The sequence below is a fragment of the Microbulbifer maximicatervae (SeqCode) genome (assembly GCF_052467305.1).
In genome coordinates this window covers 3300244-3320499 of the sequence record NZ_CP174306.1, presented here as the reverse complement: position 1 = coordinate 3320499, position 20256 = coordinate 3300244, and the positions used below count along the sequence as shown (strand labels likewise).

The 20256-nt window shown below is 46.0% G+C and carries 20 protein-coding genes and 2 pseudogenes; 17 read left to right on the top strand and 5 right to left on the bottom strand.

All coding sequences use genetic code 11. The features are described 5' to 3' along the window. The first annotated feature begins 88 nt into the window (after positions 1-88). On the top strand, positions 89-967 hold the full coding sequence (locus tag ACJJI4_RS14575) for an alpha/beta fold hydrolase (protein ID WP_413662950.1): 879 nt from the start codon (positions 89-91) through the stop codon (positions 965-967). Here the strand turns inward: ACJJI4_RS14575 and ACJJI4_RS14570 are convergent. Both ACJJI4_RS14570 and folE read right to left on the bottom strand, forming a co-directional pair. Then, on the bottom strand, positions 964-1308 hold the full coding sequence (locus ACJJI4_RS14570) for a 5-carboxymethyl-2-hydroxymuconate Delta-isomerase (protein WP_282933776.1): 345 nt from the start codon (positions 1306-1308) through the stop codon (positions 964-966). The two genes, ACJJI4_RS14575 and ACJJI4_RS14570, sit on opposite strands and share 4 nt — an antisense overlap. A 54-nt stretch (positions 1309-1362) precedes the next feature. Further along, entirely contained in the window at positions 1363-1905 is a 543-nt protein-coding gene (folE, locus tag ACJJI4_RS14565) for a GTP cyclohydrolase I FolE (RefSeq protein WP_282933775.1), read from the bottom strand. A gap of 341 nt (positions 1906-2246) precedes the next feature. On the opposite strand from folE, the gene prmB reads away from it, so the two are divergent. Together prmB and aroC are read left to right on the top strand one after the other, a co-directional pair. Then, the gene (prmB, locus tag ACJJI4_RS14560) at positions 2247-3170 is read left to right on the top strand and encodes a 50S ribosomal protein L3 N(5)-glutamine methyltransferase (protein WP_444907556.1); all 924 of its coding nucleotides are present in this window, start codon (positions 2247-2249) and stop codon (positions 3168-3170) included. Between the two features lie 173 nt (positions 3171-3343). Beyond that, entirely contained in the window at positions 3344-4420 is a 1077-nt protein-coding gene (gene aroC / locus ACJJI4_RS14555) for a chorismate synthase (protein ID WP_444925618.1), read from the top strand. 58 nt (positions 4421-4478) lie between these two features. On the opposite strand, the pseudogene ACJJI4_RS14550 reads toward aroC, so the two are convergent. Continuing rightward, positions 4479-5513: pseudogene (locus tag ACJJI4_RS14550) on the bottom strand (integron integrase). Between the two features lie 375 nt (positions 5514-5888). Here ACJJI4_RS14550 and ACJJI4_RS14545 point away from each other — a divergent pair. The 9 genes from ACJJI4_RS14545 (at position 5889) to ACJJI4_RS14505 (ending at position 12507) form a co-directional block, all read left to right on the top strand. Continuing rightward, positions 5889-6374 carry a DUF695 domain-containing protein gene (locus ACJJI4_RS14545; protein WP_444925617.1) on the top strand — a complete coding sequence of 162 codons (486 nt, stop codon included), beginning with the start codon at positions 5889-5891 and terminating at the stop codon, positions 6372-6374. 503 nt (positions 6375-6877) lie between these two features. Beyond that, the gene (locus ACJJI4_RS14540) at positions 6878-7015 is read left to right on the top strand and encodes a hypothetical protein (protein WP_444925616.1); all 138 of its coding nucleotides are present in this window, start codon (positions 6878-6880) and stop codon (positions 7013-7015) included. Beyond that, the gene (ltrA, locus tag ACJJI4_RS14535; protein WP_444925282.1) at positions 7012-8301 is read left to right on the top strand and encodes a group II intron reverse transcriptase/maturase; all 1290 of its coding nucleotides are present in this window, start codon (positions 7012-7014) and stop codon (positions 8299-8301) included. Before ACJJI4_RS14540 ends, ltrA begins: the two co-directional genes overlap by 4 nt. Positions 8302-8717: 416 nt before the next feature. Further along, the gene (locus tag ACJJI4_RS14530; RefSeq protein ID WP_444925615.1) at positions 8718-9341 is read left to right on the top strand and encodes an IS3 family transposase; all 624 of its coding nucleotides are present in this window, start codon (positions 8718-8720) and stop codon (positions 9339-9341) included. Between the two features lie 48 nt (positions 9342-9389). Further along, a complete protein-coding gene (locus ACJJI4_RS14525) occupies positions 9390-9533 on the top strand; it encodes a hypothetical protein (RefSeq protein WP_444925614.1) in 144 nt (47 codons plus the stop codon). 4 nt (positions 9534-9537) lie between these two features. Then, on the top strand, positions 9538-9930 hold the full coding sequence (locus ACJJI4_RS14520; RefSeq protein WP_444925613.1) for a hypothetical protein: 393 nt from the start codon (positions 9538-9540) through the stop codon (positions 9928-9930). Between the two features lie 171 nt (positions 9931-10101). Then, the gene (locus tag ACJJI4_RS14515) at positions 10102-11466 is read left to right on the top strand and encodes an IS4 family transposase (protein WP_444895875.1); all 1365 of its coding nucleotides are present in this window, start codon (positions 10102-10104) and stop codon (positions 11464-11466) included. 45 nt (positions 11467-11511) lie between these two features. Continuing rightward, the gene (locus tag ACJJI4_RS14510; protein ID WP_444925612.1) at positions 11512-11829 is read left to right on the top strand and encodes a hypothetical protein; all 318 of its coding nucleotides are present in this window, start codon (positions 11512-11514) and stop codon (positions 11827-11829) included. Positions 11830-12384: 555 nt separating this feature from the next. Continuing rightward, positions 12385-12507 (top strand): transposase, encoded by a 123-nt coding sequence (locus tag ACJJI4_RS14505; RefSeq protein ID WP_444925611.1) that lies wholly within the window; start codon positions 12385-12387, stop codon positions 12505-12507. Between the two features lie 165 nt (positions 12508-12672). Here ACJJI4_RS14505 and ACJJI4_RS14500 read toward each other — a convergent pair. Further along, positions 12673-13824, bottom strand: a pseudogene (locus ACJJI4_RS14500) (IS30 family transposase). A gap of 515 nt (positions 13825-14339) precedes the next feature. Here ACJJI4_RS14500 and ACJJI4_RS14495 point away from each other — a divergent pair. The 4 genes from ACJJI4_RS14495 to ACJJI4_RS14480 all read left to right on the top strand — a co-directional run bounded on the left by ACJJI4_RS14495 (position 14340) and on the right by ACJJI4_RS14480 (position 17971). Further along, entirely contained in the window at positions 14340-15233 is an 894-nt protein-coding gene (locus ACJJI4_RS14495) for a GH12 family glycosyl hydrolase domain-containing protein (RefSeq protein ID WP_444925610.1), read from the top strand. Between the two features lie 283 nt (positions 15234-15516). Further along, positions 15517-15930 (top strand): macro domain-containing protein, encoded by a 414-nt coding sequence (locus ACJJI4_RS14490; protein ID WP_444925609.1) that lies wholly within the window; start codon positions 15517-15519, stop codon positions 15928-15930. A 101-nt stretch (positions 15931-16031) separates the two neighbouring features. Continuing rightward, positions 16032-16181 carry a hypothetical protein gene (locus ACJJI4_RS14485; RefSeq protein ID WP_444925608.1) on the top strand — a complete coding sequence of 50 codons (150 nt, stop codon included), beginning with the start codon at positions 16032-16034 and terminating at the stop codon, positions 16179-16181. A gap of 20 nt (positions 16182-16201) precedes the next feature. Further along, positions 16202-17971 carry a hypothetical protein gene (locus ACJJI4_RS14480; protein WP_444925607.1) on the top strand — a complete coding sequence of 590 codons (1770 nt, stop codon included), beginning with the start codon at positions 16202-16204 and terminating at the stop codon, positions 17969-17971. Between the two features lie 270 nt (positions 17972-18241). Here ACJJI4_RS14480 and ACJJI4_RS14475 read toward each other — a convergent pair whose 3' ends face one another. Then, entirely contained in the window at positions 18242-18910 is a 669-nt protein-coding gene (locus tag ACJJI4_RS14475; protein WP_444925606.1) for a FecR family protein, read from the bottom strand. Between the two features lie 556 nt (positions 18911-19466). On the opposite strand from ACJJI4_RS14475, the gene ACJJI4_RS14470 reads away from it, so the two are divergent. Further along, positions 19467-20255, top strand: a complete 789-nt coding sequence (locus tag ACJJI4_RS14470) for a TauD/TfdA family dioxygenase (RefSeq protein WP_282933761.1) — start codon at positions 19467-19469, stop codon at positions 20253-20255. Position 20256 lies beyond the last annotated feature (1 nt).

Here is a 20256-nt window from a genome sequence, read left to right as displayed (position 1 = left end):
TGCGCTGATCACAACTGTCATTGCGGATGTTGTTGGTGGGCCGCACCATTTCACCACCTGTTTTAGTCACTATCCGGTGGATATCACTTTGGCGATAAATCAAATCACTCCCCGTGAAATCACCCTTGAGTTTGATCACAAGTCGATTGCTGCACGCCAGTGGGGCGATCCGGAGGGAGAGCCGGTAATTGCTCTTCACGGCTGGTTGGATAACTGTGCCACCTTCAGTCGGCTGGCTCCCCTGCTGAGCGGAATTAATCTGGTAGCGATAGATATGCCGGGCCACGGACGCAGCTATCACCGCTCACTCGATGCCAACTACAACATCTGGGAAGAGGCGGAAGATATTTTGGGGGCGGTGCACGCGCTCGGCTGGCGCAAGTTCTCCATTGTGGCGCACTCCCGAGGTGCTATCGCCGGGGTGATAACCGCTGGTGCTTTTCCCGATCGGGTAAAGCGCCTAGCACTGATCGATGGCCTTGTGCCCCCCTCCACCGAAGATGAAAAAGCTCCGGAGAACCTGGCCAAGGCCATTGCCCAGAGAGCCCGTTATGGCACGCGCAAGCTGCGGGTTTACGGTACCTTCGAAGAGGCTGTCGAAGCGCGCAAGAATGGTATGTTTCCGCTAACTGAGTGGGCTGCGCAGGTATTGACCGAGCGAGGCACCCGGGAAGTGGAGGGAGGTTATATGTGGAGTAATGACCCCCGGCTGATGGCGGCTTCCACAGCCAAGCTCAATGAGCCACAGATTAAAGCTTACTTATCCCGATTGAAGATGCCGGTGCAGCTGGTTCTCGCTGAAGATGGTATTGCAGATATGCTCAAGCGCCTGCGCCCTGTACTGCAAGAGTTTCCGGGTATTGAGGCACGTGAGATTCCAGGAAGCCACCACTTACATCTGGAGGAGAGTGGTGCCCGGGCGATTGCAGAGTGGTTTGGGCCTTTTTTGCGCGGTGAGACCGCTTAGAAGGGAACCCGCTTGGAATAGCAGCTGGCATCCATCTCCCGCACCTCTACCGAGACTGCGGGAACTCCCTCGGCAAATTGGCACAGGCTGTTAAAAACCGCCGAGCTTAATGCCTCCCTTTCCCGCGTAGAGCGCCCTTCAAGCAAGCGGATCTCTGCGTGGATAAAGCTGTTGCCATTGTCCCCAGCAATAAACTGATCGTAGGACTTGGCGCGGGTCTTGATATTGTGGGAGGCGAACAAACCGGAACGGTGCATCGCCTCCTGAGCCGAGCTGACCAGTGCAGCGACAGAAATCTTCTCTTCCAGATTTTTCGCATACTCTATGATCAGGTGAGGCATAGCGGTCACTCCTCGGTCAAAGCGGCCCTGGCGGCCGCTGGGTACCTGTGGCGTTTACTGGCGCAGCAGGGAGAGGAACTCGTTGCGGGTGGCCTGGTTGCTGCGGAAAGTACCGAGCATAGCCGAAGTCTTCATCACAGAGTTCTGTTTTTCCACACCGCGCATCATCATGCACATATGCTTGGCTTCGATGATCACGCCGACACCGGCAGCACCGGTAACGTTTTGCAGGGTCTCGGCGATCTCTACGGTCAGCTGCTCCTGGATCTGCAGGCGGCGCGCAAACATATCCACAATGCGTGCTACCTTGGACAGGCCAACGACCTTGCCATTGGGAATATAGGCTACGTGGGCGCGGCCGATAAACGGCAGCAGGTGGTGCTCACACAGGGAGTAGAGTTCGATATCCTTAACTAGCACCATTTCGCTGCAGTCGGACGGGAAGAGCGCGTCGTTGACTACATCTTCCACGGTCTGTTTATAGCCGCGTGTCAGGTATTCCATGGCTTTGGCGGCGCGCTCCGGGGTGTCTTTGAGCCCAGGGCGTTGCGGATCTTCGCCGATTGCTTCAATAATTCGCGCGTAATGTTCGTTCATGCTGCTCTTTCCAACATCTCAGCCCGAAGGGCGGGTGCGCTACCCTAAGCGTTTGTAACCCGAGAGTAAAGATCCACGCGGCCCCAGGAGCCTGTTAGCTGTTATTTGACGACCACTGGCGAAGGCTGTTTTGTTAGCAGGGCAGAGGAAGTTGGGCGGAAAAATGGCTTAGGGCCATTAGGTAGCAGCTGTAAAATGGCCACTTAACCTTACTCGTCGCTTATTTGGTGTGAGCAAACTACACTCCCCGGGCATTGATTGGCCCCTCTGCAGCAACAACAGAGGGCACCTGCTAGTGATAGTGGGCCCCGACGAGATACAAAGCACTTAAGGATAGATTGATGATAGAAAGGCGTGAAACAAGCCTCCACGAACTGACCACGGTTTTGGACTATATCCGCTGGGGGACCAGCCGATTCAATGAGGCCGACCTCTACTACGGCCATGGCACCGACAACGCCTGGGACGAGGCCGTTTTACTGGTAACCCACGCCCTGCATCTCCCCCCTTACAGTAAGCCGGAGATACTCCAGGCCCGTTTGACCATGGAGGAGCGCCGCGACGTACTCACTATCCTGGAGCGGCGCTTTAGCGAGCGGGTACCGGCGGCCTACCTGACCAAGGAAGCGCACTTCTGCGATATGACATTTTATGTGGACGAGCGGGTACTGGTACCCCGTTCACCGATTGGCGAGATGATTCGCCACAACTTCCAGCCCTGGCTCAATGTTGAGCCCCTAGCGATTCTGGACCTCTGTTGTGGTAGCGGTTGTATCGGTATCGCCTGTGCCGAGGCCTTCCCGGAAGCGCGTGTCGATGTGAGCGATATTTCCGAGGACGCGATCGAAGTTGCACAGATCAATATCAATCGTCACGAGTTAAACGAACGCGTGCGCGCAGTGCAGTCGGATCTATTTTCCGGCCTGCACGGAATGAGTTACGAGTTGATCGTGTGCAACCCGCCCTATGTCGATGCCCGCGATCTGGCCGAAATGCCCAAGGAATACCACGCTGAGCCGGATATAGCCCTGGGCTCTGGCGATGACGGTCTCGATTTTACCCGCCGCCTGCTGCGCGAGGCTGCCAACCACTTACAGCCCGACGGCCTGTTGATCTGCGAAGTGGGCAATAGCTGGGAAGCCCTGGAAAAAGCCTTCCCGGAGGTGCCGTTTATGTGGCCCGAGTTTGAGGATGGTGGCCACGGTGTTTTTGCCATCAGCCGGGAAGAACTGCTCGCCTACCAACCCTACTTCGAAAAGGAATAATTCCTTTTGCCTCCCCGGCAATCTCGGTTGCCGGGTTATGGGTACAAGCCCGGTTCTGCGGACACTTGTGCTTTTTGCCCCAGTCTGCGCACTGGGGCGGGCAGATCATTTATAATGCGCGCCCCTATTGTGGGCCATCCTGTTTTACCACCTACTAGCTGGAAAAGTCGTCTATGTCGGGCAATACCTTTGGCAAGCTGTTTTGTGTCACCACCTTTGGCGAAAGCCACGGCCCCGCGCTCGGCTGTATCGTCGATGGATGCCCTCCGGGTCTGGAGATTAGTGAAGAAGAAATTCAGCGAGAGCTGGACCGCCGCAAGCCGGGCACTTCCCGCTATACCACCCAGCGCCGCGAGCCCGACCAGGTAAAAATCCTTTCCGGTGTTTTCGAGGGAAAAACCACCGGCACGCCTATTGGTTTGTTAATTGAAAATACTGACCAGCGCTCCAAGGACTACAGCAATATCGCTGAACAGGTAAGGCCAGCCCATGCCGATTTCACCTATTGGCAAAAATACGGCATCCGCGACTACCGTGGGGGTGGCCGATCCTCCGCCCGTGAAACTGCCATGCGGGTTGCCGCCGGGGCCATCGCCAAAAAATGGCTAAAACAAAAATACGGCATTGAAGTGCGCGGTTATCTCTCACAATTGGGCCCGATAAAAGTACAAAAACTGGATTGGGACCAGGTAGAACAAAACCCCTTCTTTAGCCCGGATGCCGATCGGGTCCCCGAAATGGAGACCTATATGCAGGAGCTGATCAAAGAGGGGAACTCCATTGGTGCGCGTATCTCAGTACACGCCAGCGGCGTCCCAGCCGGACTGGGTGAACCTATTTTTGATCGCCTGGATGCAGATCTGGCCCACGGCTTAATGAGTATTAACGCGGTAAAAGGCGTGGAAGTTGGAGCTGGCTTTGACAGCGTGGAGCAGAAGGGCACTGAGCACCGAGATGAAATCACTCCGGAAGAAGGGTTCCTGTCGAATAATGCCGGTGGTGTGTTGGGTGGTATTTCTAGTGGCCAGGATATCATTGCCCATATCGCCCTGAAGCCGACTTCCAGTTTGCGTATTCCCGGCCGCAGCGTTGACCGCTCCGGCAATCCCATTGAAGTCGTTACCAAAGGCCGCCACGACCCCTGTGTTGGTATTCGAGCAACGCCTATCGCCGAGGCCATGATGGCCCTGGTTCTGATCGATCACGCACTGCGCCACCGTGCGCAGAATGGCGATGTAACACCGGGATAATTCGATCGGCTTTTTTCTATTAGATACCGGCGAAAGCCGGTATCCGGTCTCCGCACTACTAAGATGCAGCCAATAAGCTAAGCCCCTGTACTTCCCCAACTTTACTCCCAACAAAATAGTTAGCTCCATCCTCCTCAATTTTATTAATGTTGCGCAGTCGATCTGAGGGGCTTAAAACGCCTTTATTTCCCCGGTTTACGACATGGGTATAAATTTCAGTAGTACTAACATCTGAATGCCCTAGCAGTTCCTGAATCGTACGCAAGTCATAACCCGCTTCGAGCAAGTGAGTCGCAAAGCTATGGCGAAATGCGTGGCAGCGAGCCGGTTTGTTGACTCCTGCTAGCTTGACAGCTATACGAACCTGGCGCGCTAAAGTTGTTGCGTGCATATGGTGCCTTCTGTTTTCACCGGAGCGAGGACATTGGCCGATGGTGCTGGAAGGGAAAAGGTATTGTCAAGCGAGTTGTCGGCTTGCACTTGGATACTTTCTTTCCAAAGCGTTAGGTAAATAAACCGAACCAAAACCAGCCAAAAGATCTTGTTGGTGTAATAGGGAAACAGTCTCCACCTGCCTATGTAACTGCACAATTAACCCGTTAGGTAATATCGTAGTGCGATCCTTATCCCCCTTACCACCTCGAACAAAAATATTATTGCTGTCGAAGTCTATATCCTTTATACGCAAAGAAAGCAGTTCGGCGCTGCGAAGGCCGCTACCGTACATTAGCTCAACCTGTAATCTGTAGGTGCCTTCAAGGTGATCCAAAATTGCTGATATTTCTCTACGGCTATAAACCACAGGCAAGTACTTCTGTTGTTTTGCCAGTTTAAAGTCCAGAGCCTGAATATCCCTACCTAAGAATCTCTTGTACAGATATATCAAAGCGTTCAGAGCTATTCGCTGTGTATTTGCTGAGCAAAGGCCCTGAACTGCAAGGTGAGAGAGAAACGTCTCAATCTCAACAGATCCCATATCGGCAGAGTGCTTCTTTTTATTGAAATGAATGAAACGTTTAACCCAATGGGTGTAAGTTTGCTCTGTTCGGTACGATAGTCCCTGCTTTCGAATATGAAATCGCAGATTGTCCATAAATCGTTCAGGCTTACCTGGGATTTTGTGGCGAATGTCGTCCATGATATTGCCCTTAGACTGTTTTTATATACAGTATTTGCTCTTTTGTCCTGCTGTCAATATCAGAATTCAAGAGAAGCTTCTCCTATTTCTGGAGGTGACGATCTATCTCTTTGATTTTAATAGGGTTGGTAATGTTATAAAGAGCAGAAAAAGCAGGTAGATATATAGCGCCTGCTATATATCTACCTGTAGAGAAATATGCCAAATTTCTTAACTTTTTGATATTATTGGATTTTTGAGGTTGTCTTGAAAGAAGTGAGTAGAATTATATAGAAGGGTGATATAAAGACGCTTCTTTTGAATTAACTGTTATGTTTAAAGAGAGATCGGATGCTTAAATCATTCTTTGGCAAGAAGGAAAAAGAGCCAGAAGAAGTAAGGGGCATAATTCCCGAAGAGGAGTTTGGCCTACTAGAATGGACTCAGGATGAGCTTCCTTGCATAGCTATGCTTAATTCGGCATTAAAGGAATTTGAACCCAAGAAGATTTTTAGTTGGCACCTATCGTTAATTATCGATTTCGAAGATCTAATTGAAAAAGGTATGCCATCGCAACAGGAAAGAGATATTGTCGATCCTTTTTGCGACAAATTAGATGAAGAGATAAAAGCAGGAGGCAATGCTCTATTTCTAGTTCGCGAAACCTGGAATGGTACTCGTAGGTATGTCTGGCGAGTATATAATCCAGATATTGCACATGAGCATCTTCAGTTTATTCTTGAACATAAGTACTATCCTCGTCAGTTTGATTATCACATGGAGCAAGATATGGAGTGGAAGCAGGCAAAATGGTACTTCGATCAAATAAAAACATAACAAAGCCAAGCACAATCGTGCAATGCAAAAAAGCGATTGCACTGGACAGCTTACGCTACGCTTCAGCTGCCTGTGTTGGCGGCGTTAGTGCGTCAAGCTAAGCTTGATGCTTCTTGCAGGGTGGAAGTCCCTGTCGGGTAAGGCCTAACCAGCCACCTGTATCGAGTGTTGCGCGTAGGGCGGAACAGAAGGGAAAGAAAATATAATTATCTTTTTTTTCAACTGTGAACAAACTATGTGAAGCGTACACAGAGAATTCTATAGGCCATAGGGATTATCGTGATCCTGAAGTGCTGGTATCGCTCCGATAATAAAGTGAGCTCCGATTGACGAGATGTGTAACGCCATCGAAGTCCAGGCAATGCAACCGTAATGGTAAGGTTGTTGCGGATCGGCGGGGTTATTAAGCCGTGGCATGTAGAAAGAGAAGTATTGAGAACTTGAGAGATCCGAGCAGGTTCCTGAAGGAGCAGGTAGAGACGTTAAGCCTAATGGCGAAACCAATGAAGACCACTCGGAAGTCGGATCAGCTCATAGTAGTCCGAGAGCGGGAAAGCCGCTTACATGGCGAAGGGGCTGACAGTAATATCGGTGTGCAACAGAAACATAGTCCGGACAAAGTAGGGCTGGAGACACTATGACAACCGCCTTGCACGCCATCGCATTTAAAGCACAGAGCCACCCCAGACACAGGTTTCAGAATTTATACGGACTGCTAAATTCCAACCTGCTGTATCAAAGCTGGGGCCAGCTCAATAAGCAGGCCCGCCCCGGTATCGACGGAGTAACTACCGAAGTTTACCGGCAAAGACTGCCGCAAAATATTCAATGCCTACATCAACGGCTGTGTGACAAACGCTACCGCACCCAGGCGATTAAGCGGGTATTGATTCCCAAAGGCAACGGCAAGCAGCGCCCACTGGGGCTGCCTACGGTGGAAGACAAACTGGTGCAGCAGAGCGTAGCGCAGCTACTGCAAAGTATCTGGGAGCAGGATTTTCTGCCCTTCAGCTACGGTTACCGTCCCAGGAAAAGCGCCCACCAAGCCGTACACAGTCTTGGCTTAAATCTGCAATTCAAAGGCTACGGCTACATCGTTGAAGCCGATATTAAAGGCTTCTTTGATCAGCTGGATCACGACTGGTTACTGCGGATGCTAGCCCTTCGTATCGACGACAAAGCCCTGCTGACACTGATTAAGCAGTGGCTGAAAGTACGCGTGCAAACTCCAGATGGTAAGTTCAGTAAAGCGGCAGCAGGCACCCCGCAAGGAGGTGTGGTCAGTCCGGTACTGGCGAACATCTATCTGCACTACGTCCTGGATTTGTGGTTCGAGAAGAAAGTTAAGCCGCGTATGCGTGGCAGAGCCATGCTAATCCGGTACGCCGATGATTATGTAGTGGCTTTCCAATTGAAAACGGATGCAGAGCGCTTTTACCGGGTACTACCGCAACGGCTGAACAAGTTTGGCCTGCAGTTAGCCCCCGAGAAAACGCACCTGAAGCGCTTTAGCCGCTTCCATCCGGGCCGAAAACGGCAGTTCCAGTTTCTGGGTTTTGAGTTCTACTGGAGCTTGGACGTCAACAAACGCCCCAGGCTCAGGCGCCGGACTGCCGCACAGAAACAGAAGGGCGCAATGGAAGCGCTCTACCACTGGATCAAAGCCAAGCGCAGTGAGCGTCTGAGAGAATGGCTGCCCACACTGAAGCGCAAGCTACAGGGGTTCCAGAACTACTTCGGTCTACCAGACAACAGTCGAAGCTTGTCCCGTTTGTACAGCTATGTTTTACACAGCATACACAAATGGCTCAACCGGCGGAGTCAGCGCAAGAGTTACAACTGGAATGGTCTAAAGGAAATGCTGGGATATTTTGGGCTAAAGCCACCGCGAGTATACAAACGCAGTATACTTGTGGACTGGTATTAGGGTTCGTGCTTTACACGAGCGAATATATTACTGAAGAGCCGGATGCGGTAGTTCCGCACGTCCGGATCTGCGTGGGGGCAGTTAGGGTAACCGGCTGTCCTACCACTACTGCATACTAGATAATTATAGGTATTGAAGAGACAGAAGAATTGGTTAAGAAAATGGACAGGAAACATCAAATATCGAGATGGGTAGCATTGCTACTAGGTATTTGGTTGTTTTCATTGCCTCTATTGCTAGATAAATTTCCGTACTTAAATTGGGTGCGAGCAGAAGATCCAAATACTTTATATACAATGCTAGGGGTATTCTTCTTTGTTTGGACTATTGATAACTGGCACTCTACAAAGAAACTCAAAATTATCAAAAGCACACTCGTGCTTGCAAAAAAATGCATAACAAAGCCATCAAAAGTCTTGCGGAACTACGTCGCTACGCTTATACAACAGGAGCATATTAAAGCGAGAAACGGCAATGGCTTTCGATATAGTCAGCCCGTAGAGGGGAGCATTAATGTCTTCGCCAGCTTACTTAAGCGTTGCTTTGATGTGGATCGACCAAATTGCCGCTGGACAAGTGACATTACGTATATTTGGGTTCTGGAGCGGTGGTTGTGCATCGCGGTAGTTAAGGATCTGTACTCTCGACGTATTGTAGGTTGGACATTCGATTCCCAGATGACCAATGAATTGACACGTGGAGCACTGAAAATGGGTCTGGAGCGACGAGCAATAAAGCCCGAACTGATAGTTCACTCTGACAGGGGGGTGCAATATCGATCGCAGAAATACCAGGATCTCTTGTCCGAAAGTAAGTGCAAGCCGAGTATGAGTCACCAGGCTAACTGTTGGGATAATGCGGCAATGGAATCATTCATTAGCAAGTTAAAAGTCGAGCTGGTCTATGCCGGAACATTCGAAAGTGAAGAGCAAGCAAAATCTGGGGTGTTTGAATACATTGAGATTTTCTACAATAGGGTTCGTCGGCACTCTGCATTGGGCTATGTAAGCCCAGCAGAGTATGAGCGAAAATACGCATAATTAGAGTGTCTACTTTTTTGTGGGCAAGACCAGCATTAAGGAGGAAACTTGAAACAATTATATATTTTATTAATGCTCACTTTTTTATGTTCTTGTGGCGGGTCAAACGGCAACGATAAAGATGATAATGAAAGTGGTCCTCAAGCTGTTGTTTGGGGTGAAGGAGATTGGGATAACAATGAATGGGAATAGTGCAATGAAATATAGTAAATGTATTGGTTTGGTTCTCTCTATTATTTCTACACATTTGTCTGCTGCAGAAATAATAGAGGTTCCTAATATATTTGTATCAGGAGAAAAGGCGATTGCTGCTGAAGTAAATGAAAATTTTTCTTATTTAGTAGCTGAAAGTAATGATCAAAACATAAGACTTAACACGCTGGAATCACTAGTTGCATTGGATTATGAAGATAAAATGGTATGTGCAGTCTGGCACACGTGGATTTATTCTGGGGATGCGGAAGAATGTGTTCAAATAAGCGATCCCACAAATGTTAAGAATTTTACATTTGCTGAAGTTATCAGTAATGAATGGGAACTAATATCTATTGGTGGTGGAGATAGGCAGGCATATATTTTTGGGAAATAATACATAACAAACCGTTGAAGTCGGACAGACCCGAGCTGTGCTCAAAAGCATAGCTCGGGTCTGCCGCTTAACGGGGCGCTAAGTTTTATACACAAGTTTTTTAAGTTTTATTATGTAAATCAATAAGTTACAGTTTAGCCCAGTAAGAACTACAGATTTGGCTGGATAATTATGCAGGACTGGGTCATGGACGAAGTAAAAAATCAGGTTATGGGTGATACACGCTTGAATAAGCGCTTGTCTAATATTCTCAGTAATTTAAGTTCAGACCCAAACAATAGCATTCCTTGTGCAAACAAAACTTGGGCAGAAACGTTTGCAGCTTATCGCTTTATAGAAAATGATAAAGTCAACTTTGACTCTATTATGAGCGGTCATAAATCGGCAACTCTTGAGAGAATCAAAGTGCAGCCTGTTGTTCTTATCCCACAAGATACTACCTTTCTAAATTTTGCCACTGACCTAGAAAGTAAAGAGATGGGAACACTTAGGCGTAAAGAGACCAACCAACAACTCTTGCACACCTCCATCGCGATAACACCATCCAGAGTTAATTTGGGTGTTGTTGAAGGTAGTATGTGGCAGAGAGATAAGGAATCAAGTTCTAATTCCCGCTATACCAAGTCGATAAAGGATAAGGAGAGTCGACGCTGGCTAGACCATTACGAAACGGCTTGTCAGATACAAGAGCACTGCCCTGAAAGCACAATTGTGAGTATTGCTGATAGAGAGGGTGATATTCATGAGTGGTTTCAGCTGGCTGAAGAGCAAAGTGAACAGCGGCGGGCGAGCTATATCGTTCGAGCTAAGGCCAATCGCACTTTAGAGCTCGATGGAGAAGAAACGGTTTTGCTTTGGGATCATATGAATGAGCAGAAATCTGTCGGTCTATACACGGTAGATATTCCCAAACGGAATGGAGAGCCTGGAAGAAAAGCCAAGGTCAACGTATCCACTACTGAGATACGGTTGCTAGGAAAAGGAAGATCTAAACGACCACTTTCTCTCTATGCTGTATTGGCTAAAGAATTAACCCCACCAGAGGGTGAAAAAGGCATTGAGTGGATGCTGTTAACTGATCTTCCAGTTGAAGACTTTAAGCAGGCGAGAGTTATCATTGAGTGGTATCGAAGCCGGTGGGAAATTGAAACCTATTTTCGGGTGGTAAAAGGCGGATGCCAGATAGAAAGTAATCGTTTTAGAACAGAGCAGCGAATGTTGAACTGTATTGCGATCTATATGATTATTGGATGGCGACTACATTCGATAACTACACAAGCAAGAAGTCTTCCTGATGAACCATGTACGAGTGCTTACTCTGAAAAAGAATGGCGCATGGTATGGATGATGCGAGATAAAAGTTCCCCACCGAATATACCTCCAAGCATGAGAGATATAACGCGTATGTTGGCAGGCCTAGGGGGATTTCTAGGACGTAAAGGTGATGGCGAACCAGGGGTTAAAACTGTTTGGCAGGGATATACCAAACTGCTCCATTATATTGAAGCAGCAGAGGCTTTAAATGGGCTTAAATGATGTGTATAAAACACAGACGGGGCGTTATGTGAGTAGAGATATCGAATGAAGAGGCAAGTCCAAATACTCTGTTTCCTGATATCAAGCCTTTCCTTAATTGGTGGTTTGTCTGATATTCTCATTCAGTTCCTAGACGGAGAGGAAATCCGTTGGAGAATTCAATTAATACTAATTGGGGTTGGGGTAGTCCTACCTACCATAATCTTTCCATTCTATGAGCCCGCACCGGAGAAGTCTAACGAGTTAGACTACGATGAAGAGGATCTATCTAAGGCGTATCAAGACTCTCCCGGCTTCCTAAGCAGCTCTAGCCGCGAAGGTTCATCAGATAATCACGATGAAAGTTATGACGCCACTGACTAAGCAATCACATAACAAAGCAAGGCAACAACGCCCACTACCTGGGCTGGACCTCCATTTCGCAGCTACGCCGCTACATTTCGGCCGTTGCTAAAAACGTTAAGAGCCATAATCGAAAGAGCGAGTTTTGAGTGAGTTTATTAAAATAATGAATGTATTTCATGCTAAGAAATTTGCATGGTTTCCATTTGCATTTCTCTGCCCAAGGCAAGGGAGTAGGTTTGGTGCTGCGCGCTTTATTTGTACTGTCATTCTGAACACCTCGTTCTTAGCTTCATTTTTGGTATTTTTGGTGTATTCCAAATTTGGTGGTAGCGCTATAGATCACGTGGGGTTTACAATTATGAGAATATACATCCTATTTGGTAACTACTTATTTGTGTGCTTTTGTTGGAATCAGGAACATGGTACCAATAATTCTTAACAATCACAGGCACGCTACTTTGGCCCTTCGGACCTCCGGGGGACAGCCTACGCTGTGGGCGTTATGTGTAAGACTTACCCGCATTTAGTAGACACCCTGCATAGCTAGGTTTAGGCCTAACACGGAGGTGTATCATGGGTAAGAAAAGAACTCAGGCGTATACGGAGGAGTTCCGTAGAGAAGCAGTTAAGGGAGCGGAAAAGCCTGGAGTAACAACGGCTTCTGTGGCGCGAGAGCTAGGCGTCAGCGCACAGTAGATCTACAACTGGCGTCGCCAATTTAATCGACTGTCTGATAAGCAGTTCAATAGTTTAGACGGTGTCGACTATTCCAAACAGGAAAGCGCTGAAGTTCGAAAGCTCAAGAAGGGACTGCATGAAGCTCGTCAGGAGGTTGAGTTTCTAAAAAAGGCAGCTTTAGGTTCAACCTGTCAAGGCAACACCCTTTTTAATAACCTGCTTTGGTGTCGCAAAGTTCAGTGTTTTTCTTGGCCTGCTATTAAGCTCGTTAGCAACTTGATTGAGTTTCCTCTGAGTATGCTGTGCCAAGCATGTCTTTTTTCGAGAGTACTGACTGATTAAGCTGTTGGTATTTTCATTCGTTCCCCTTTGCCAAGGGCTCTGAGGATCGCAGAAGAAGACAGGAACACCTGTCTTTTCCGTAAATTCAGCGTGCTTTGCCAGCTCCATTCCTCGGTCCCATGTCAGTGATTGGCGAAGCTCTTTTGGCAGTTTTTTAAACCTAGCAACAAGCGCCTGGTTCACAGAAATCGCATCTTTCCCTTTCAATTTAAGAATGATCGTATACCTTGATTTTCGATCCACAAGCGTGGCGATATGAGTGTTATTTAAACCTGACACTAAGTCACCCTCCCAATGACCTAAAACACATCGTTCTTGTATCTCCTAAAGACGCTCCCTTATCGATGTACCGTTGACGATGTTGATAGTACCGCGCTCGCCTTTACGTGAATGTTGTTTGCTGTGACGAAGACTGTGAGATCGACGCAAATGCTCTACTAGCTTATGATGAAGTGCTGAACGCTCACGGAAGTACAGTGTTTTATAGATAGTCTCTGCTGATATCTGTATTGATTCATCAGCCTGATGTGTCTTCCATAACCAGCCCGATATCTGCTCTGGAGACCACTTCAACTCTAATTTTTCCAAAACAAGCTTCTTTAGCCCCGGGTTTTGCTCAAGCAAATACGGCTTGGGGCGCCTTGCCATCCGTTTTGCACGGTTGTTTGCATCTACAGCTTTATAGTATCGTCGCCCCCGATTTCTCTGAATCTCACGCGAGATTGTAGATGGATTCCGATTCAAGGAGCGAGCGATTGATCGAATACTTTGTTTTGCAGAAAGACCTGCACGTATTTCCTCGCGTTCGGCTAATGTGAGGTGTTGAGGAGATGGCTTTCTGGGTATTGGTTTAATTCCGCCAGTATCTCTCAAAACAGTAAAAATGGTTCCTGGCTTAGAATCTATGGCATTGGCAATTTCACTAAAGCCAATGCCCTTTTTCCAAGCGTTGAAAATCCACTCTTTTTCTTCTGCTGTAAATATGCACTTCATTCAATGATCCCCCGATAGGCCATATTCCTACAGGGGTGTTGCAATGATCAATTGAATCTATAGCTGCGTACTTTGCGAACCACCAAGAGTAAAGTACGCATTGATACAAGAGCATGTAGGGTCATTCCCGGTTAGCTTGATGTGTCGGTGTTTAGAAGTCTCAAGATCGGGTTATTATCGATAGCGGGAGCGGTTGCCAGCTTCTGCGCTTTGCTATTCGGGTTATGCCTAGTGAGTGTCTGTCAAATTCCTACTTGTTTACGGTCTTTATAAACCGGCTCAGCAGCGAGATGTGGCAAACAAGGCCTTCGGTGGCCGCCGAAGATGAGAATCAATTTCTTCATGAGTGGAACGGGTTTTCAAAATTGGAGTTAGGCAAGAATAAGTATATAAACGTATACTGTTTTTCTCTATTATAGCTGGACAATATACGTTATGTACCAGTTGCCGCAAATATGAATGTTGGAGCTAATATTGGATGATAAATATCTTGTTTTTTTATCAAGAATTAAGAGTTGAGTAGTTTAAGAGTTATAATGCTATTTTGTAACTTACTGGGAAGTGGAGTTTTGAGATTTTTATTGTGCTTTTTTATTGTTATGACTGCTTCTTGTGTTACTAAAGTTGATAATGATTCTGGTTGGGTAAAGCCAGAAACTACAACTATCAGCTGTGAAGATTTTCACAATGTACCTACCAAGCTGGGTATCTTGACTAATAACGTCTGGAATAAATATGCTGCAGAAGATGACCCTTGGTCCCAATGCTTGGAGAAACGACTGGTAGAGGGGAAGTTACAATTTGGTTGGTCATGGTCTTGGCCTTTGGGTCGACGGGTAATTTACTCCCAGCCACAAATAAAAATAGGATCTTCCCCCTGGGCGCCGGAACCTAAGTTTGATGATACATTCCCCTTAAAGATATCCAGTCTGGCGAATCTTGATATTTCACATCATACAGAAAGTAAGTCGAGTGGAAATTATAATACGGCTACGACGATGTGGTTAACTTCTGAAGCTTATAGGGGGCGTGAACCAAATCGGTCAGTAATAGCTGCTGAAATTATGATTTGGACATATTTTACTGACGGACATTTTAATCCTGCGGGGATAAAACATAGTGAGGTATCGATTAATGATGCAGTATGGGAGGTTTGGTACCATAAGAATTGGAAGGATATGTCAGGAGTAAATGATAATAATTGGGTGTATGTATCATTTAGGGTCAAGCAACCTTCCATGATTGCCACTATTCCTGGTTTGGAATTACTGAATTACGCAGTTCGAAATGGTTTAATCCCCCAAGGTCTATTTATTGCCGATATAGAGCTTGGGAATGAAGTTATGAGTGGCTCTGGAATTACATGGGTAAAGGATTTTACAGTTGATTATCAGGTGAGGGAATTGTGAATTTGTAGATACTGTTGATTATATATTGCTACAAGTTTCTTTTCTTTTGAAGGTCGAGATACCTATGCTGCCAGAAAAAAATCTATTTTATTGATAAATCCAAGCAGCTTGTGAAAGCTTGGAGTCAAGTATTTGAAGATATTGAAATTGTAGGCGTTTTCGAGGGTGATGTCTTTTCCAAGCCAGCTGACGCAATGGTTAGCCCTGCCAATAGCTTCGGAATTATGGATGGTGGGTTGGGTCTGCCAATTAGGGATAGGCTTGGTTTAAAGTAGAGGATCGGGTGCAAGAACGGATTAAATCTGACTTTCATCGCGAACTTCCGGTAGGATCAGCAGTAGTAGTACCTACCTCCCATGAAAATTGGCCATATTTAATATCATCTCCAACTATGCGCGTGCCGGAAGATGTTTCCAATACGCTAAATGCATATTACGCTTTTCGAGCAATCTTAAACTCTTTGCAGCTATTTAACCGATCAAACTCTCCGGAGAGAATTAACTCGATTCTATGTCCTGGCCTGGGAACAGGTATAGGTAACTTATCGGCTAGGCGTTGTGCAGGCCATATGCGTGCCGCCTTTATCTCTTTTTCCAAGCCTTCAAGAATACCCAGTTATACAGAAATACATGCAACATATAGAGGGCTGCAATTAGCTTGCCAGTGCATAGTAAGTATCTTTATAGAGAGTGAATAAAAATAGTCAGGAAAGCCTTAAGCTGCATTGAGTTGAGAAGTACATCTTCTTTTAGCAGATTAAGGCTTTAGGCATAAGTACCAGTACTAAGGGGATACTCTATGGCGTTTGATTACGGCTCGATTGATTTGGGCCTGAAGAACCCTTTTAAGAAAGAAGGCCGGGTTACTGCAATTAGGGGGGGAGTTCAGTTCATTGTTGCCCTTATCTTGATGTTTATCGCTGCTGGCCAAGTGAAGTCGGACCCGTAAGTGGTTGGGTGCTTGTCGTAGTGGGGGCAATCCTGCTGGTCAGCGGTATAAGGGCTCTATCAGGCGGTATTTTGGCTTTATTGCGCTTCTTTGTCGGTCGAAATCATCCGGTATCATTAGCTTTCAACCATTCTAAATCTGAAACGAGTACGGCATCAGAAGAGAAGAATGAAGTGGCTTATACCGCTTCCGGCTTAGAAGAGATGTTAGTTGGCCGTAAGAATCCAACCTTTCTAGAGCCTAAGGGCTTCTTGGCTCGGGTATTACACAGTATCTTCCCTAAATTGCTTTATATGCCATACCCCATTCGAAATATGGCTCAGGCACAGTTTGGCGCATGGGTAAGTACATTAACGGTCTTGCTCTCTTATGTCATTGTCGCTTTTATTTGTCTCAGTGGTTTTGCTGGTGATATGGGAGAAAAGCTATTCCCGATGTACTCTGCCATCGCTTTACTTTATACATTGATTGTATGGCACTCTGCGAGTAAAGGTATTTCACGGGAAGCCCAGAAAAGTGTAGCGAGCCTTACGGGGGGAAGTATTGCAAAAACGATATTATTCTCGATTGTGGTGCCTCTGTTGCTAAGATTGGGGTTAAGTTTAGGCGTTGAGGCTTTTAAGGGGGAAGGTAGTACTTCCCTAGATGAAATAATCAGTGTGTCCGGTGTATTGACTGAGGCTTTACCGAGCTTTAGCCCGTTCTTGTATATTCTTGGGGTTATATTTGTAGGCGCTGCTTGTAGTTTCGCTGTTGTCTATATGCTGCGCTTTAGAAGCGAAATTGCAAACCCGGTCACTGAGGTTTCCGAGTTAAGGGATAACTGGCAGGAATCGGTTCACCCGAAGGAAATCTTTATAAACTTGGATAACCTTGTGATGGCAAATTGTCGTTATAAGGAAGTGCCCAATCGTATTTACAGAGAGCTTGATCCAAAACTTGAAGAGCAAGTGGATGGTAAAGGTTCATTCAATGGGGAAATGATCCAGGAAGTACAACCTACGGTTCGTCCTGTTGATTTGGGTGATAGATTCAGGCTGATTCGCGATATTAGTCTTTTCACAGGTAATGCGCTTTATATCGTTGTTACGGCGCTAGCTATTTGGCTGGCATACTCTTTGATTGATGTTATTCACTTCTTTCAGCCGGAATCTTTTACAGCCATTAAACAGGAGTTTGGCGCCTTAGACGAGGAAGCTCGCCGCTTAGCTCTGCTAGAACAGTATATTTCAGCAGGCGGCGCTCTCTGTATGACGCTAATTCACCTGCTATTGATAGGATTTATTCTTAATGCATTTGCTCGCTTGTTGGTCAATGCGGCACATATCTTCTTTGCTGAGATGCAGTTTGAATCACTATTGGTGTATTTTAAATGCGAAGGGACATTCACTGAATCTAAGATCTCAACGGGCACTGGAATACATGACAGTACTCGTTCTGAAAATGTACTAGTCAGAAGTTCGATTACGCCTTGGGTGATAGTAACCAGGATTGTTTCAAGTACATTTGCCGCATCTGGCATGAGAAACTTGGAGTATCCAAGGCATATACTTGAAATGCATAAGTCTGAACGCGACCTATCTGAAATCAGGGATGACGTAATTAGTTTCTTGAAAGATAGAGAGTCTATTGCCTCCATTACAAGTAGCAGAGACTTGGAAAACACTTCGAATATTCATGCTATTAATCAGCAAAGTCGTGCTCTGCCAATGACAGAACAGGGACAATTAGCTCAAGATGGAAATGCGGCTGGTTATTTGAGGCAAGAAGATAAGGACACGGTTGAGTAGGATTTACAGCCTCTTCACAGGTTCTACTGTCACTTACTTTGAGTCAAAGTGATAAAAAAGGCTGGCAAGGTTCGGAGTCTCTGGACCAGAAAGAGAATTCCTGGTACCCCTTGCCAGCTGAGGGTACTAGGCTAGCAAATTACGTATTTTTAGTAATACTGAGCCCCTAAGATTGACCGTATTTGCTGGTAGAATTACAGAAAAGTACTGTTTTATCTTTATTGTTAGGTACACAAGCCCACTTTTGTTGGCATTTAACAAGCTAGGTTATTATTCTGGAAGCAGCTCTAGCACTGTGTGAGACTCTTCTTTTGTGACTTTCAGGTTATAAGATTTGCTCAGACAGAGGACGGTATCTTCTATATGATTCAGGTCATAAAACCCACTAACAAGTAGTCTACTAGTGTTCTGGTCTCTCGTCACAAGTGGGGTATTTGTAAAGCGATTTAGCGATATTAGGAGTTCTGTTAATCTGATGTTATCAGCCTTTGTAAATCCACTTCCCCAATCCTTATAGCTGGAAACCTCAAAATCTTTGATTGCACCGGTGTTGTGCTCAGTTACTTTGAGCATCTCCCCTTTCTTTATTTCGGCGCGATTTTTATTTTGTTTTATTGGGCTGACAGTGATATTCCCTTTGAGAACAGTGACTTCTGTTACTCCATATCGCTGGTCAATATTGAAAGTGGCTTTATGTGTACGGATCAATGCTTGTCGTGATTCTACTATAAATGGCCAGGTTACCTCTTTACAAATGCTTATTTGGGCCTCCCCATTTAATAGACGTATGCGTCTGCGTGTCTCTGAATAATTGACGAGTACTTTAGTTGTGGCACTCAACTTTATATGGCTGCCATCAGGTAGGGTTTGTTTAGATATTTCTTTGGGGGCTGTTTGGTAACGGCATTTAAATGGCTCCCGTGTCTTTAAATCTTCCATACTTTTCCCCTCGGCTTGGCTCGAAAGCAGAATTGGTCCTGATAGGTGGTACCTTTATCCACTTTATATATTTTATTGTTAGTGCCTGACTTTTTATTATTCCACCTGATTGGGGAGTTAATAGGGCATGCTTGTCCCCGATATTGGCTCTTATCTTGCGATTCTTTCTTTTCTTTTTTAAGGGGTATTTGTTGTGGTTTTATTAAATGGTCATGACTAGAGAGCTATTTCGCTGTGTTTTACCGTACTACGATAAATTTTATCTGCTTGGAGGTAGGTTATCTTGGCCTGAACCGGCGATTGTTGCTGTTTTGTGAAAACAGGGGGCTAATTAGGGTGGCCTGGGTTACTTTGTGATAGACGATTCAGAGAGTTTCCACGGGGACACTTACTTTCTCGATGTAAAAGAGCTTTAAACGCCATCAGGGACTAAAGTTGGAGACGTATGAGTTTGGTACATATGTGATATTTGGCATAAAGATTGCTCCTTTTATCTTGTGGGTAGAAGTTCATATTGTGGGAATCGTAAAGGAATTGTTCATCAAGGGAGCTGAAAATGTCGTCACTCTATTTTTCATCGCATGCCATGCCACTTAGAGTCCCAAGTTACTGCTGCTTTGAACTTGGGTCCTGTTCGGACATAGAGTATGAAAGTTATAAGATAGCCCTGTTTAAAAAGGGGATTGCGCTTATCCATCTCAAATTTTCTGATGATTCTGCTGAAGTGATGGAGGATATTGTCAATACCATTGGGTTGGTACATGAGCATGATTCTATGGGGCGAACGGTTTGGGATGTGAGAATTGGTGGTGAGACAGGCGATGAGGCATTGGCTATATCTCATAGTGATAGAGAATTCTTCTTGCACAATGACGGTGCTTTTGAATCGGAGATGCCTGGCTACTTTGGTCTGTTCGTTGTGCACGCTGATATGCATGGAGGCGGAGAAAATATTCTTGTCTGTGCCGACAGGATAATCGAGAGCCTCTCCGATAAAACTTTCCAGGTGCTTTCAAGTAGTAAGTTTAAACTGCGTGTTCCTGAAGAGTTTCGCAAGTCGTCTGAGTTTATAGAGGCATCCTTAATTGATGAGAGCCATGGTTTCAGATACAGGTATGATATTATCGAGCGTGAGTATTGCTCTTCAGATGAGCTTGATGCTTTACGTGAGCTGGAGCTAAAAATATCGTTGCCACATAATATGTTTAAGGTTAGGTTGAATAATAATCAGATATTGTTGTTGGATAATCGACGATACCTTCACGCAAGAACTGGAATAAAGGATAGGAAAAGGCACCTTAAACGAATACGTTTTAATATGCCTGCTATATCGAGGGTTGCTTAAC